The sequence below is a fragment of the Waltera acetigignens genome, assembly GCF_025567015.1.
In the GTDB taxonomy this organism is placed as follows: domain Bacteria; phylum Bacillota; class Clostridia; order Lachnospirales; family Lachnospiraceae; genus Acetatifactor; species Acetatifactor acetigignens.
This window is the reverse complement of the sequence record NZ_JAOQJO010000002.1, coordinates 126,288-141,215: the sequence shown is the minus strand read 5'-3', so window position 1 is coordinate 141,215 and position 14,928 is coordinate 126,288. Positions and strand designations below refer to the sequence as shown.

Below are 14,928 nucleotides of genomic sequence, written 5' to 3'. Positions count from 1 at the left end.
TGCCGGCGATTGTTTTTTGCGATTTCGTTATACTTGAAAATTTTTTCTGGGATGTTTAGAGGTAAGAATATCCCTTTGTTTGGATAATGCGACATGAGTATAGATTTCAGTAATATTAATAGAACTATGTCCTAGCATTTCTTGAATATAACGAATATCGACATCGGCCTCCAAAAGGCTTGTGGCAAAGGTGTGGCGAAACATATGTGGAGTAATATGAAGGTCAATTGCTGCTAAAGATACATATTTATTAATCATCCGCCGAATTGCCTGATCTGAGACGGGAGTTTGATTTTGGTTAATGAAGAAAAAACTACAGGGATTATTCTTATCGTGAAAACTGTTGCGATATTCAGTCAGAATATGTAAGACATCATCATTACCTATTTGCATGCGCCGCTCCTTGCTTCCTTTCCCATAAATTAAAATAGATCGGTCCACCAGATTGACATCGCTTGTTTTTAAGGAACATAGTTCGGAAATTCGTATCCCGGTGGCAAAAAGTAATTCAATGATAGCCGCATCACGTAAAGCATTTTGGCGTTGATAGGTAGTGGAAGCCTGAATGCGATATGCGTAGATAGTTGATAGCATTGATTCCACAATTGGGAGGGGGATTGTTTTGGGTAAAATGGTTGGTTCACGGAATTTAATTTGAATTTTGTTGAAAGGATTTATAGTAATAATTTCTTTATATTCCAAATAATGAAAGAACGCTTTAACTGATGCAATTTTCCGCTTTACGGTTTTAGGCTTATAGAGTTGATGAAGCTTACTGATGTAAGTTTCCAAAACGGAAGATGAGACGTCAGCTACATCAGAAATGTGAATAAACTCTGAAAATTGTCTAAGATCAATCTTATAGGCTTTCAAAGTCTTAGAATTTAGTCTTTTTTGAAACTCACAGTGTGTCAGGTAATCGATAATTTGTGCGTCTAAATTGTTCATTACAGAAACTCCTTTGTTATTTTTTGATAGGCAATGTGAATTATTATATCGGATGTTTGCAAGAAAACAAAGGGGTGAATTGAAAGATAAGTGAACGATAATTAGAAGTTATCTGTTGAATGTGATCCGGTAAAATGGCAAAAAATATATAGTTATTTGCCAGTGCATACGATAGGAGATGCGAGTGGTTATGTATAAAGCTAGTATAATTGTCTCATTAAGTAATGAATATGCATTAACAGAAAATTTTTTTGGTAACCTGCTTGGTATTATAAATGGAGATATAGACGTGTTTGCTGTGGTTGATGGAGAAACTGATAGAAAAACAATTCAATTTTTAGATAAACTCAAAAATATGTACCCAAACATATCTGTTATTTATAATAATGAAAATATTGGATATTCCAAAGCTAACAATATTGGCGCATTTTTATCCTCCTCCCCATATTTGATTTTTTTAAACTCAGATACATTTCCTATTGATGATTCACTGTACAAAATGATAAACTTCATGGATAAATCACCCGAAATTGGAGTTGCGCAAGGACTAATTTTATATCCTCAAACTAATCTTGTGCAAAGTGCTGGTCATATATTTGGTTTTTATAAAACTTCACATGCATTTGATGGATTGGATCAACAAGCCCCTATAGTACATAGAATGGCTGAACGGCAAGCGTTAGGTTCAGGATTTTATATCACTAGGCGTTCCCTTTTTGTTGAAGAAAATGGTTTTAACGAATTATTTTACAATGCATGGGAAGGATTAGAATATTCTTTGAAAATACATTGCAAAGGATATAAATGCATGTATTATCCAGAAGCAAAGGCTTACCATGTAAAAGGCTCTGGGCGAAATCGCAGATTTCGAGATGAATCATATCAGACCGGTTATTTTTGGCATTGCTGGGGAGACAAAATTAAAATAGATATCCCGGATATATATCACGAGCAGTTACAAGAAGAAGACTACAAATACCATTATTTATTGATAAACGGAAGCTCAATAAGAGATAATATATGGTCAATTCTTCTTAAGGAGCTTCCATTCAACTTTATTGGACATTATAATATTGAAAAATCTATGGTTAAAAATTCGATATCCTTAGAAGATTCTGTTCCGGCATCCTTTTTACAAAGTAAGTCAAATCTTCTTTTTGTGGTAGACAGCTTTAAAGATATTATAAATAACCATCGGATTTTTAGTTACAGAAAATCTTTTATGGTGCATGATATAATTTTAGACCTTCATGGTAATGTTATATACCCTCAGATTTATTTGAAAAAGTGAAAATTACCATACTCTGGGATCTAAGTTATATGATGGAGAGGTCTCTTTTGCGTTATAAATTACAGCGTTGGATTGTTTAAAATTAAGATGCGTATTTCTAATTATTTTATGATAAGAGGTTCCTGCTAAGGCTAAATTTTCATATGGTATCGGATCACTATACAGAAAAGTACCTATCATGCAACAAAGATATTTGATCCGTTCATCATTTTTCATAATAGCGGGGGCCTCTGCCTCTAACAAATGCTGTAATGCTTCTTCCCTTTTGCCCATTAAAATATAACAAACTGAAAGCTTCAAATGACATTTATAGTATTGAATCCAATATTGGTTTTCAAATAACGCTTCTTGAGATAACTGCAATTGTTCAATACTGCCGGTTCCGAGTAGAAATTTGACATATTGTATTTCGCATTGACAGTCTAAATGCCTTCTGTGCTCAGATGGCATTTGAAAATGTAAATCTGCAAGTTCTAAATATTTTAAAGCTAATGAAAGATTAAGATGATAAATACCCTTTGCATAATCCATATAAGTATATCCTAAATGTTCATCAGACTCATATTTAATAGCTAATCTTACATTTTTCTGCAGCCACTTATTTGCAAGTCTTATTTTATCTAATGCAAGATAAGTCACCATCATGCGATTTGTTGCAGTTAAAAATGATCGTGCTTCTAATTGTGGATTCTTTGGTTCAATAATACTCCAACTTTTTCTAAACTCATTTATATAGGCCGGGAGTGTTTTAAACTCTTGAAAGCTCCAATATTTTGCATCGATAATCTGCGCTTCTGCCTTAAAATATAAATTATCTTTCGCTTTTAATTTATAGTTTGATGTGATTTCATAAAAAATACCAAGAGCTTTTTGGCTTATATCGCAATGCATATAGCTGAAAGCTAAAAAATATTTTACATTCTCTATTTTTTCTGCAGGCCCTCCATAATATACGGATCCCTTTTTAAGAGATTCGCACAAAGAAAGAACCTTGCTATATTTATTATTTTTAAAACATACATCAATGTATTCATAAATTGAATCAAAATATAAATTATAATATTGAGGATAATACTCTATTAAGGCACACTGGTACAATTCTTTGCGATCTTTATCTCGTACCATAAAGTTTTGTAAACAGGGAACAATTTTTTCCTTATAATCCTCAATAACTTTTTGGGGGATATATTTGTTCCAAATTTCAAAATTGGGATAAACATAGTCCCCGTTATGTATGATATATTTCTTGCCAAGCAGATACTTTATTTTATTAAAGGCCAGTTCCTGCAAAACAGCATAGGGTACTCCGTCTTTCATGATACAGATTAGCAACAACAGTACATCATCAAAAACAAAGGTGCCTTTAATGTATCGAACTGCATTGTTATAAAAAGAGTCGATATAAAATTGCTTTATTTCTCTAGAACTATGAAAACTACCAATTTCCTGCGCAAAAGAATGTAACAATCCCGGGTATTTTAGATAATGTTTATTGGGGACAATCTCGTTCAAATTATTAACGGTAAAGGGAATACATTCATTTATTATGCCAAGAATTTCGGCATCTTCAATATACTCTAAAGGTATGTTTTCCATATTTGAAAAATCAAGTGGCTCTCTTCCGGCTATAACAAAAGAAATGTTCTTCCGAGGGTTGAAAGCATTTAATATTTCTTTAAAAATGGAATAATTGGTTTCATTAAGCAAATTAACATTATCTATAAAATAAATTCGTTCATAAGCAAAGGCATTGCAAGCTTCGAAGATTTTTTTGGTTTTTGAAAAAATAGAACCACACAATGTTTTTTGAATTGTTAAGTAATCCTCATCTTGTAATGCCTGAATTAGTAATTCAATGTTTTTACTATTAAAAAAAGAATTTGCAATGCTGTTTTCGCGGCAATAATGCGTAAACGCAGTGGCACTAATACTCAGACTATAAAAATTGAAGACCAATGTAAAAATTAATCGGCAAATATCTGCACCATCAGTCATTTGACCAGTAAAATTAATATATATAATTTTTTTGTCTGGTGTAATTCCTTTTAACGTATCATTTTTCAGATTATTAAGTAACCAACTTTTTCCTGAACCATGTGGGCCATATATATTATACATTTTATTATTCGCTGATTTGATTCCGTTCTGAACGGAAATATAAACCTGTGACTGATTCGAAAATATTCTTCCCAGCGATGCAAAACGCAATTTATAATTTCCACAATCAATGCGTTTATTGTGCAATTTGTAATATATGTCAAGAGAAAATTCTTTGTTAATATCAAATTCTTCTTCTAGCTCACCTAAGTTTAAAGAAAATGTTGTTATTTCCGGAGGAACGGTTTCCTTATACAATAATTCATTGTTACAATAGAGAAAAAGCGGAGTAGTATCAAAACCATATGCAGTGAATTCTCCCTCCAAAATATAGTTATTTGATAAATATAACGGATATACTACTTCATCTTCTAAAACACTATCTATTGTATATGAGTCGCTTTCGTAAAGTATGCGAATACATTGAAGCTGAACGTTAGGTGCTGTTGGAGGCGTATAGTTTACAGGAGTATTGAAAAAGAATGTTTCTACATCAGGGTTTTTCTTTAACCAGTACGCTAAGGCATATCCATCAACAAATGCAATTTTTTTAACTGTTGATAAATAGTAAAATTTTTTTATTCGCTCTATTAAATTATTTCCCATAGATGTACTGGATATGAAAAAAATTTTAATCAGATTTTTTTCAAACATAGAAGACACTAATGTAGAGTCATATTTCCTAGAAGATATGTTTTCATCCGTATGTATAGTATATTTAACCTCCGCCCACATGGATGTTCCACTAAATTCACAAAAATTTTCAAGATCTCTATTACCATCCCGTGTGGCTTTAGTCAGTCTCCAATTTTCCAAGGGAAATCTTTTTTTCAAATATACTTCAACTAAAAACTCAAATTTTCTTGAATCCTGTGTTGTTGTTTCTCCTTGATATGAGATTGTGTCTTTAAAATTCCAATTTAACATCTTCTGTACCTTATCACATTGTATTAAACATAATCATGTAGTATCTATTATCCAAAAAACGCAATCAACAGATAACTTCTAATTATCCCTTATAATCCATCCGCACTATATATAAATAAGTATATTATAAAATCATACAATTTCAAGAAAATTACATTTCGAAATACCGAAGGAACACAGCGGTTAAAACGAAGGAGTATACGAAGGAGTATAAATCAAAAAGTATGTAAGATTCTGTCGACTTTTGTCATGTATTATATAGAGACATAAATAAATGGCAAAGGCGGTAAAACTATATGTACAATACCAAAGAAAAATGCAAAGAGCTTGCGGAAAAATTCAAACAGATCTGTGCTGAAAGAGGCACAACGCCTTATAAGATCGCTCAGAAATCCGGGCTATCTTCCTCTACGGTCAGTTGTTTTCAGGCGGCTACAACGGTACCGAGAGTAGATACCCTGATGATACTTTGCAACCAACTTGGTATTTCGGTCAGTGATTTCTTTGGAGAACGGGAAGTGTCGCAGACACAGACTGAGGATGAAGAAAATATCCTGAAAATGTATCGTAATCTGCCGGAGGACAGGAAAATGGCTTTACGGACTTACCTGAAAATGCTGAATCAGTATCAGGAAGAATAGGGACAAACGCAGCATTCTGTGGTATGATGTGATAGTGACAGGCCATATGCGGCGGAAAAAATGACGCAGGAGGCCTGAAAGAGAACATCGAAAGGTATCGTACGATTATGAATACTATGACACAGGATACTTCCACCGGTCTTTGGAACAGTAAAAACAGAAAAATTTTCTTCTGGAGCATCCTCGCACTTGCCATGATCCTGCGTTGCATCCGTTTTGCCACAGTGCCGGACGGTATCAACCAGGACGAGGCCATGGGAGCGGTGGATGCCTGGGCATTATCAAAATACGGAACCGACAGATATGGTACTTTTCTGCCGGTTCATTTTACTGCCTGGAGATACAGTCAGATGAGCGTTCTCCTTGCTTATTGCATGGTCCCCTTTATCAAACTGTTCGGATTCAACACGGTAACGGTGCGTCTGCCGATGGTACTGATCTCCTCTGGCGCGGTGGCATTGGTATATCTTGTGGGCAGGAAATTATTCTCTGAACGGATCGCCCTGGTGGCAATGCTGCTGACCGCTGTGAATCCCTGGCAGTTTATGCAGAGCCGCTGGTCGCTGGATTGCAATCTCTTCCCGCATATTTTCCTGTTGGGATTTTATTTACTGCTTCTTGGATTGGAAAAACGACGCTATTTATACTTGTCCATGGTCTTTTTCGGACTGACATTTTACTGTTACGGTATCGCTGCCTATTCCGTAACTGCATTTCTTTTTGTATTCTTCATATGGTGCCTGTGGAAGCGCCGGCTGAAATTCCGCTTTTGAACTTTTCCTTTGCACAGCTGGGGAAAAATGCCTGGGCTCTGTTCAGCCATGTATTCCTGCAGCTGCCGGATATTTTCTTCAATTCGATTCCGGCTTTTGGCCCGTTGTATCATGTGTCGATCCCGTTTGTCTTTGCGGGGATCATTGTATTTACCATACAGCTCTTCCGGGAGAAAAACATTGAAAAACAGACACGGATGCTGGCATTATGGGGCTTCCTGGTCACCGGAATCTGGGTCGGCCTGATCACTTATGAAGTTAACATTAACCGTGTGAATATTATTTTCTATCCGATCATCCTGTTATGTGCCTACGGAATCGGTCTGGCGGTTCGGAAGTGGAAAAAGCTGTGGCCGGTGGTCGTAGCTGCCTATGGAATCAGCAGTATTCTGTTCTTCGGGACTTATTTTACTACCTATGCGGAAGAAAGCAGAGAGTACTATAACAAAGATTTCATGGAGGCGGTGGCGGAAGCGGATTCTCTGGAGGAATACGAAAGTCTGTACATCACCGGCAATCTGGGCTGGCAGTTCAACCGGGATGCCACGGAAATCCTGACCCAGTATGTCTGTAAGATAGACGCACAGTATTATCAGGGGAAGAGTAATGTCTCCAACGGAAGAGAGCTTCCGGCTTATGCGGACCGGTATCACTACATCTATCCAGAACAACAGGCAGCAGAACTGGTGGAGATGGTGGGAGACGGCCTGCTGGTATTGTATCAGGGAGATCTGCAATACATTGATTTTTCCTATGATGTAGTGGATACGGTAGGAGATTATCTGCTGCTTACCGTACAGAATTAAGAGAGGACGCTTATGAATATCATACTTTTATCGGGCGGTTCCGGACAGCGGCTGTGGCCCCTGTCCAACGGGATCCGTTCCAAGCAGTTTATCAAAATATTCCATACGGAAGACGGCGGCCTGGAGTCCATGGTGCAGCGAGTATACCGGCAGATCCGGGAGGCGGATCCGGAGGCAAAGATCACGATTGCCACATCCAAGGCACAGATCTCTTCCATCCACAACCAGCTGGGAGAAAATGTCGGTATCAGCATGGAGCCCTGCAGAAGAGACACCTTCCCGGCGATTGCACTGGCGGTGGCATATCTGCAGGATGTGCAGGGAGTGACAGGAGAAGAGCCGGTGATCGTATGTCCGGTGGATCCGTACGTGGAAAAGGATTATTTCGAAGCTTTGCAGCGGCTGGAGGAGCGTGCGGCACAGAGTGCGGCCCACCTGGTGCTGATGGGTATGGAACCGACGTATCCCAGCGAAAAATATGGCTATATCATTCCGAAAACAGCGGAAAATATCAGCCCGGTGGAAATGTTTAAAGAGAAACCGGACAAGGAGCAGGCAGCGGAATATATCAGACAGGGAGCGCTGTGGAACGGCGGAGTGTTTGCCTTCCGCTTGAATTATGTATTGCAGAAAGCTCATGAACTTATAGAGTTTACCGATTATGAAGATTTGCTGGCAAAATATGAAACCCTACAGAAGATCAGTTTCGACTATGCGGTAGTAGAGAAGGAACCTGAGATCGAGGTCATGCGTTTTGCCGGAACCTGGAAGGATCTGGGTACCTGGAACACCCTGACGGAAGCCATGGACAGTGCATGCGTCGGGGAGGCGGTGCTCAATGAGACCTGCCGGAATGTCCATGTGGTGAATGAGCTGGATATGCCGGTGCTGTGCATGGGATTGCAGGATATTGTCGTGGCGGCCAGCCCCGAGGGGATTCTGGTATCGGACAAAGAGCAGTCCAGCTATATCAAACCATATGTGAGCAGTTTTACCCAGCAGGTCATGTTCGCAGAAAAATCCTGGGGAAGCTTCCGGATCATGGATGTGGAAAAGGAAAGTCTGACGATCAAAGTGACATTGAATCCCGGACATAAGATGAATTATCACAGCCATGAATTCCGGGATGAGGTATGGACGGTGATCTACGGAGAAGGCCGGGCAGTGATAGATGGTGAGGAACGCAGAGTAAAGGCCGGTGATGTGCTGCGGATGCCGGCGGGATGCCGGCATATGCTTCTGGCAGACACGGAACTCCAGGTGATCGAAGTACAGCTGGGAAAAGATATCAGTGTACAGGATAAGAAAAAATATCCTCATCTAAAGCCTTTATAATTGCTGTGCCAAACAGGAAACGTCCCTCTTCGTTGGGATGAACGGCATCCACCAGATAGCAGGCAGCATTTTGGGGATTCCATTGCAATGCCTCGTTGGTATTGAGAAAGAAAACGTTCATGGCCGCCGCGGTTTCTTCGGCACCGGTCACATAATCGTTCAGAATTTCATTCAGATCATTGTTGAAAGCGGTACCGTTGGCGAACGCTGTAATGAAATTCGAGGAAGCGATCAGAATTTCAGCATCCGGGTAAGCATCCTGCAGAGATTGCACCCCTGCTTGCAGACCGTCACGGTATTGCTCCACAGTATATCCCGTAAAATAGTCATTCAATCCGTAATTGATTACGAAACAAAGTTTTTTCTCCCCGGAGATTTCGGCAGTATCTTCCGATAAAAAGCGCTGTACGGCACTGGGGAAGGATTTGTCATCGGGGGTCAATTGTGTGGCGGAGGAACCTCCGATGGCACGGTTGTGAACGGAGGCTTTCGTCAGGGCACCGATAATGCCGGGGATGGAGGCAAAATCCTGATAGTTTCCGAATACACTGTCACCGAAAAAGACGATGTCATAATCGGACAGATCGGAGTAGGAAGCAGGGGCATTAATGGCTGCCTGCACCAGGGTATCAAACTGTGTCAGACTGGAGTTATCGGCATCTATACCATGGTATTGCAAGGTGCCGCTCAATACCAGCAGCATGACGGAGCGGGCAGCGACAGCATTTAATTCCAGAGGAGTGTCATAGGCATCAGGATTGGAGATCAGCCATTCTTCTCCGCCGGGGAAGAACAGAGAGACATTTTCCCGGACAGACAGGGGAGCTGCCAGAACCTGCACCAGATTTTCGTAGGTTTCGGTGTCACTGCTGTGGGCCTGCCAGTATTCCAGAGAAGGACAGGAGAATACTATGGTAAATTCAACACCGGAATAAGAATCGACATATGCCAAAAGGTCCTCATCGAAAGAGGCATAAAATCGACTGTTATTATGGAAATTGCTGTTCCACAGCAGTAAGGGGTCCAAAATGAGCAATACGTGAGTGACCTCATTTCCGGAGGAAAAAGCAGTTTCCAGATAATCGGAGATATCGGAAAAGGAAGTCAGGCGATGGGAACAGCTGACAGCATCGTAACCCATATAGGTAGAGTAAATGTCTTCCGGGAAAGCTTCCGGCGCATACATGGAGCAGAAGACCCCCTGATAGGATTCCTGCTGCAGGCGTCCAAGATCGGCGGAACGTTTTCCGGGTTCATATATTTTCACATAGAGAATTCCGGCGGCTGTTACGGCAAGCAGCAGAACTACAATAACGATACCGGAAAAGAGTTTCCATGATTTTATTTTCTTTTTCGTATTTGAACTCATAAGGCGAAGAGATCCTTTCTGTGAACAGTAAGTATGGATTTATAACGGTTTTATTATACCGCAGCAAAGCGGTGGATGCCAACACCATTGTTGTTTTTCTTCCTTCAGTATGATAAAATTAGTAAGTTGAGTTGACAAATGGAAGTATTTTTAAACATAGATGCCGAAAAGGATCAGACAGGAGGATATTTATGGAAGAATTAGCTGTTTTTGGAGGGAAACCGGTCCGTGAGAAGCCTATATTCTACGGACGACAGTATATTGATCAGGAAGATGTCGAGGCGGTGACCAAAGTATTGACTGCAGATGTGATCACCAGCGGACCGCAGGTCAGCGATCTGGAGAAGCACTTGTGTGAGATCACACATGCAAAATATGCAGTGGCAGTATGCAACGGAACGGCAGCCCTGCATCTGGCGGCTCTGGCCGCTGGTTTTGGCGAAGGGGATGAGGTTATCGTAAGCTCCATTACATTTGCGGCTTCTTCCAACTGTGTATTATATGCCGGTGCAAAGCCGGTCTTTGCGGATATTAACCCGGAGACTTATAATATTGATCCGGCATCCATTCGGAAGCTGATCACCCCCAGGACCAAGGCGGTTGTCGCAGTGGATTTCACCGGACAGGCTGTGGAACTGGATGAGATCAGAGAGATCTGCAAGGAGCATAACCTGCTCCTGATCGAGGATGCAGCCCATGCGATTGGGACAACCTATAAGGGAAAGCCGGTGGGAAGTCTGGCGGATATGACCTGCTTTAGTTTTCATCCGGTGAAAACGGTGACTGCGGGAGAGGGTGGTGCTATTACTACCAATGATGAAAAGCTGTATCGCCATTTGCTGCGTCTGCGTACGCATGGCATTACCAGAGATCCGGAAGAGATGGTACATCCTACCGACGCACGCTGGTATAACGAGCAGGTGGAATTGGGCTTTAACTATCGAATGACTGAATTTCAGGCTGCATTGCTGTTGAGTCAGCTGAAGAAGCTGACACGGTTCTCTGAACGCAGAAAACAGATCCGCAAACGCTACAACGAAGCCTTCGCAGACATGCCGGAACTGATTCCACAGAAGGAGATCCCGGAGTCTGACACGACCTGGCATCTGTATGTACTGCATCTGAATCTGGAGAATCTGAACTGCGACAGACGGCAGTTCTTTGACGCGCTGTATGCAGAGAATACCTGCCCACAGGTACATTATCTGCCGGTATACTGGCACTCTTATTATGAAAAACTGGGTTATGAAAAAGGGCTGTGCCCGAATGCGGAGAAATACTACAACGAAGTCATGAGTATTCCTCTGTACTACGGATTGACCGACGAAGACGTGGAAGATGTGATCCATGCGGTGAAAAAAGTGGTAGCATATTACACGAAGCTGAAATAGGATCCGACTGTGAAACCTGGACGGATAGCGGGAAAAGGCGGCATGAGACAGAAAACAGCAGAAAACAGTACGGGAAAAAGAAATAATGTCGAAAATTTCATAGAGATCGTTGTGTTTGCCGTACTGGTGGGGATTGCTTCGGCGGTTACTCTCTGGCTGTTTTACCGGCAGTGCGTGGAAAGTATGTTGGGGACGGGACTGTATCATTCCGATATGAAGGCATACATTCTGGAAATGCAGGGACTGGACAGCGGTTACAGCTTTCCCTATCCGATCCTCTTCAAGCTGGCGGCAGTGATCCATCTGGTCACAGGCAGTCTGCCCACCGGAACGGAACTGGCCATGGCGCTGGCAACGATGTTGCTGAACAGCGTAGCGATGATCGCCCTGAAAATAATGCTGGACAGGCACGTGGGGGCGGAGTTGCGTAAAGCCATGCCCGGGAAAGCCTGGCTTCCCGGCGTACTCACAGGAACGGTAGCGGTATCCCTGTTTTTCGTATCCATGGTATATCCGCCAACGGGAATCTATCTGCCGGGGATCAAGTACAAGTATCTGGGAGTATTTACGGCAAATCCTTTCCATAATGCTACTTATATGGCGGCACGACCCTTTGCAATCCTGGCATTTTTCAAGTATGCAGAGCTGATGCCTCTGTATGAACAGGACAATGCCCACAAGGAGTATGGAAGAGATTATATCCTCTTTTCTGTGTATCTGTTACTGGCAACGATGGCGAAGCCGAGCTTTACGATCGTACTGGTGGGGGCCGCGGGAATTCTGATGCTGTGGAGAATGTTCCACAGCAAATTCCGGAACTTCATGCCCACCATTTGGCTGGGAGTATGCTTCCTTCCTACTTTTGCGGATCTGTTGTACCAGTTCCGCGGTGTGTTCGTCCCGCAGGAGGGACAGGAAGGCGGCATCGGTTTTACGCTGGGACATGTGTGGCTGCAGTATTGCGGTAATCTTCCGCTGGCTATCGGTCTGGCTGTCGGTTTCCCGATCCTGGTGCTTCTGTTGAACTATAAGGAGTTGTGCAGAGACAGCATTTACCGCTTCTCCTGGCAGATTTACGGTATGAGTTTTCTGATGGCGTTTTGCCTGTACGAGAAGGGATTCCGGGAGATGGATTTTAACTTTTCCTGGGGATATATGTACGGTATCTTTTTTGCATTTGTGGGAGCACTGTTGGTATTGCTGCGGGCTACCGGAAAGGCGGATACGAAGAAGAAAAAGGGACTGGCTGCGATACAATGGCTGGCCTATCTGTGGCATCTGGTGTGTGGCCTGTATTACTTCTGGGGCTTTTTACAGGGTGCCATGTATTATTAGAAAATACTGTTTCCGTAGGATTTTCGTAAATAAGCCGTTTATAAGCATTCTCGTACAAAAAGTATTGTAAGATAGGATTTTTTGTACGAAATTTGTTCAAAATATTTTATTAACGAAAATAATAATTTTTTTAGGCTTGAAAAAACATATTTTTGTATTTTATTTGTGAATTTTGAGGTTTAAAATACAAACGAGAACTCCCGTGAACCGAATGGAATGTTATTTTATTCGATTCACGGGAGTTTTTTGCTTTTATGAATTTGAGTGACGTGTCAGCGTTCTGTTGCTGCGCCATGCTGCCAGACGCACCAGTCCATCATGGATCCCGGCGGCACAGTAAGGCATCAGCAGCAGGCTGTACACGAAAATATAGCGGGAATTGGCTTCCCAGATCGTGTGGAACAGGAAACCGCCCAGCACGGCGATCAGTCCCGTATAGGTGTAGAGGCAGATGTTGCGGAAACGGAAATCGTCGTTGACTGCGGCATTCGCGGAGCCATTGCCGGGACGGCGCTTTCTGGCTGTAGCAATACAGAACAACAGCATGCCCAGATACAACACATTCTGCCAGGCATTGCCCCATTCGATATAAGCAGAGGCAAGAGAACCTTCATAGACTTCCTTCAAAAAGTCGCTTCGCCCACCGTAGGTGGCCAGAGTGGCCTGCCGGCTGGCATAAGTACCGTCTGCCCATTGAGACAGATGCTTGTGGAGATAGAAGTTCACGGCATAGCCGGGATGATCCCGGAAATAGGCTATACGCTCGTTGATCGCCGCCCGGCTGATTGCATTGGCTGCGTCGGAATTCATCCCGGCAGCATCATAGGTATCGATATTGAAGCCGTTGTACCAGCCGCATCCCCGGGAAGATTCCTGCATCCCCATGGCAAAATAGGACATGGCGGTGACACCGGAACTTAAGGTATTGCCGGCTTTTTTCTCGTAGCACTTCTGCACCAGCGGCAGGACTCCCACGGAGGTAATGGTAAGACAGACTGCCATAGCCATCAGGCCGATGCACGCCCTGCCGCTGCGTCCCGGACGCAGCGCTTCGAAGAACAGCACCAGCAGCACAGCAATAATGAGGATCAGGGAGTTCTTGCGCAGCATCACACTTAAAGTAAGGAACAGGATACTGCCAAGGGCGGTAAAGACCGTAACTGCGGATAATGCGTGGGAAGTACCCACGACGCTGGTGTCGTCCGGGGAAGTGGTCTCCACGGAATGTGCCGGAATACAGTCTGCCAACAGCTTTAACAGAAGAAATAGTCCCACAGAAAGCATTGCGAAGGAAGGGATCTCGCCATAGACGAAGGAACTGTACAGGATCATAGGCAGGTTACAGCATACCAGAATCAGATAACAGCAGGAGACCGGTTCCCAATCATCCGGCCACAGATAGCGCAGGGAACGGTACTGGAACAGAACGGCCACGCACAGCAGGCAGACATAGACCAGCTTGACAAAATGCCAGGCGGGAGCGCTCAGCCCGGTGAGATTCCACAGGCGGAGCAGCAGCTCCAGAAAGGCCATCAGGCCGATCTGCTGTGGATAATAGGACAGATAAGAGAAGGTGGGGTGGATAATATCTTTATTTCCAAGGATCCATTCAGCGGCAGCATTGTATACAGATAAGGCGTCCGCAGCAGGAACTGTGCGGCCGAAGACGATGAGCATCCCACCCAGAAGCAGGATCAGCCCCAGAGTAAAAACAAGCAGCCCGCGGCGGAATTTTGCACCGGCCTTGCCGGACAGAGACAGACAACAGGCAAATAAAAGCCCGTATCCGGCAAGCTCCAGCAGATTCCACAAGGGATTGTCAAAGCGCAGAAGCACCTGCTGGGTCTCCATGTTTTCGGCATAACAGGTAGTGAGAAAGCTGCCAATAAACAGAAAAACTGCCAGCAGCAGTGTCAGGATCTTTACGATATTTACAGACAGACGATAAAACTTTTGCATGGGAAAAGTCCTTTCTTGCCAGCAAGCACCGGCGAGAGACTGGAAGTCTTCCGGAA

The 14,928-nt window shown here is 42.8% G+C and carries 11 protein-coding genes; 7 read left to right on the top strand and 4 right to left on the bottom strand.

Annotation, left to right across the window (positions count from 1 at the left end; all coding sequences use genetic code 11):
• Nucleotides 1-27: 27 nt before the first annotated feature.
• On the bottom strand, nt 28-948 hold the full coding sequence (locus OCV96_RS03290) for a tyrosine-type recombinase/integrase (protein ID WP_148446905.1): 921 nt from the start codon (nt 946-948) through the stop codon (nt 28-30).
• A 190-nt stretch (nt 949-1,138) separates the two neighbouring features.
• Between OCV96_RS03290 and OCV96_RS03285 the strand changes: the two genes are divergently transcribed.
• On the top strand, nt 1,139-2,239 hold the full coding sequence (locus OCV96_RS03285; RefSeq protein WP_178163221.1) for a glycosyltransferase: 1,101 nt from the start codon (nt 1,139-1,141) through the stop codon (nt 2,237-2,239).
• 3 nt (nt 2,240-2,242) lie between these two features.
• Here OCV96_RS03285 and OCV96_RS03280 read toward each other — a convergent pair whose 3' ends face one another.
• The gene (locus OCV96_RS03280; RefSeq protein WP_262593488.1) at nt 2,243-5,263 is read right to left on the bottom strand and encodes a hypothetical protein; all 3,021 of its coding nucleotides are present in this window, start codon (nt 5,261-5,263) and stop codon (nt 2,243-2,245) included.
• Between the two features lie 296 nt (nt 5,264-5,559).
• Here OCV96_RS03280 and OCV96_RS03275 point away from each other — a divergent pair, with 296 nt between their 5' ends.
• The 4 genes from OCV96_RS03275 to OCV96_RS03260 all read left to right on the top strand — a co-directional run bounded on the left by OCV96_RS03275 (nt 5,560) and on the right by OCV96_RS03260 (nt 8,818).
• Nucleotides 5,560-5,904 carry a helix-turn-helix domain-containing protein gene (locus OCV96_RS03275; protein WP_262593487.1) on the top strand — a complete coding sequence of 115 codons (345 nt, stop codon included), beginning with the start codon at nt 5,560-5,562 and terminating at the stop codon, nt 5,902-5,904.
• Between the two features lie 107 nt (nt 5,905-6,011).
• On the top strand, nt 6,012-6,677 hold the full coding sequence (locus OCV96_RS03270) for an ArnT family glycosyltransferase (RefSeq protein ID WP_262593486.1): 666 nt from the start codon (nt 6,012-6,014) through the stop codon (nt 6,675-6,677).
• Nucleotides 6,674-7,483, top strand: coding sequence for a hypothetical protein (locus OCV96_RS03265; RefSeq protein ID WP_262593485.1), 810 nt, complete (start codon nt 6,674-6,676; stop codon nt 7,481-7,483). The genes OCV96_RS03270 and OCV96_RS03265 overlap by 4 nt, the downstream gene beginning before the upstream one ends.
• A 12-nt stretch (nt 7,484-7,495) precedes the next feature.
• Nucleotides 7,496-8,818, top strand: coding sequence for a sugar phosphate nucleotidyltransferase (locus OCV96_RS03260; protein ID WP_262593484.1), 1,323 nt, complete (start codon nt 7,496-7,498; stop codon nt 8,816-8,818).
• On the opposite strand, the gene OCV96_RS03255 is transcribed toward OCV96_RS03260, so the two are convergent.
• Nucleotides 8,772-10,187, bottom strand: coding sequence for an SGNH/GDSL hydrolase family protein (locus OCV96_RS03255; protein ID WP_227731895.1), 1,416 nt, complete (start codon nt 10,185-10,187; stop codon nt 8,772-8,774). The two genes, OCV96_RS03260 and OCV96_RS03255, sit on opposite strands and share 47 nt — an antisense overlap.
• 191 nt (nt 10,188-10,378) lie before the next feature.
• On the opposite strand from OCV96_RS03255, the gene pseC reads away from it, so the two are divergent.
• On the top strand, nt 10,379-11,578 hold the full coding sequence (gene pseC / locus OCV96_RS03250; protein ID WP_227731901.1) for a UDP-4-amino-4,6-dideoxy-N-acetyl-beta-L-altrosamine transaminase: 1,200 nt from the start codon (nt 10,379-10,381) through the stop codon (nt 11,576-11,578).
• A 42-nt stretch (nt 11,579-11,620) separates the two neighbouring features.
• Complete coding sequence (locus tag OCV96_RS03245) at nt 11,621-12,913, top strand: hypothetical protein (protein WP_262593483.1); 1,293 nt, start codon at nt 11,621-11,623, stop codon at nt 12,911-12,913.
• A gap of 252 nt (nt 12,914-13,165) precedes the next feature.
• On the opposite strand, the gene OCV96_RS03240 is transcribed toward OCV96_RS03245, so the two are convergent.
• The gene (locus OCV96_RS03240) at nt 13,166-14,872 is read right to left on the bottom strand and encodes a hypothetical protein (RefSeq protein ID WP_262593482.1); all 1,707 of its coding nucleotides are present in this window, start codon (nt 14,870-14,872) and stop codon (nt 13,166-13,168) included.
• Nucleotides 14,873-14,928: the final 56 nt, after the last annotated feature.

Coding starts and splice junctions, on each gene's coding strand:
- OCV96_RS03270 (WP_262593486.1), top strand. CDS start 6,012: ATGAATACTATGACACAGGATACTTCCACCGGTCTTTGGAACAGTAAA.
- OCV96_RS03285 (WP_178163221.1), top strand. CDS start 1,139: ATGTATAAAGCTAGTATAATTGTCTCATTAAGTAATGAATATGCATTA.
- OCV96_RS03280 (WP_262593488.1), bottom strand. CDS start 5,263: ATGTTAAATTGGAATTTTAAAGACACAATCTCATATCAAGGAGAAACA.
- OCV96_RS03260 (WP_262593484.1), top strand. CDS start 7,496: ATGAATATCATACTTTTATCGGGCGGTTCCGGACAGCGGCTGTGGCCC.
- OCV96_RS03240 (WP_262593482.1), bottom strand. CDS start 14,872: ATGCAAAAGTTTTATCGTCTGTCTGTAAATATCGTAAAGATCCTGACA.
- OCV96_RS03290 (WP_148446905.1), bottom strand. CDS start 948: ATGAACAATTTAGACGCACAAATTATCGATTACCTGACACACTGTGAG.
- OCV96_RS03275 (WP_262593487.1), top strand. CDS start 5,560: ATGTACAATACCAAAGAAAAATGCAAAGAGCTTGCGGAAAAATTCAAA.
- pseC (WP_227731901.1), top strand. CDS start 10,379: ATGGAAGAATTAGCTGTTTTTGGAGGGAAACCGGTCCGTGAGAAGCCT.
- OCV96_RS03245 (WP_262593483.1), top strand. CDS start 11,621: ATGAGACAGAAAACAGCAGAAAACAGTACGGGAAAAAGAAATAATGTC.
- OCV96_RS03255 (WP_227731895.1), bottom strand. CDS start 10,187: ATGAGTTCAAATACGAAAAAGAAAATAAAATCATGGAAACTCTTTTCC.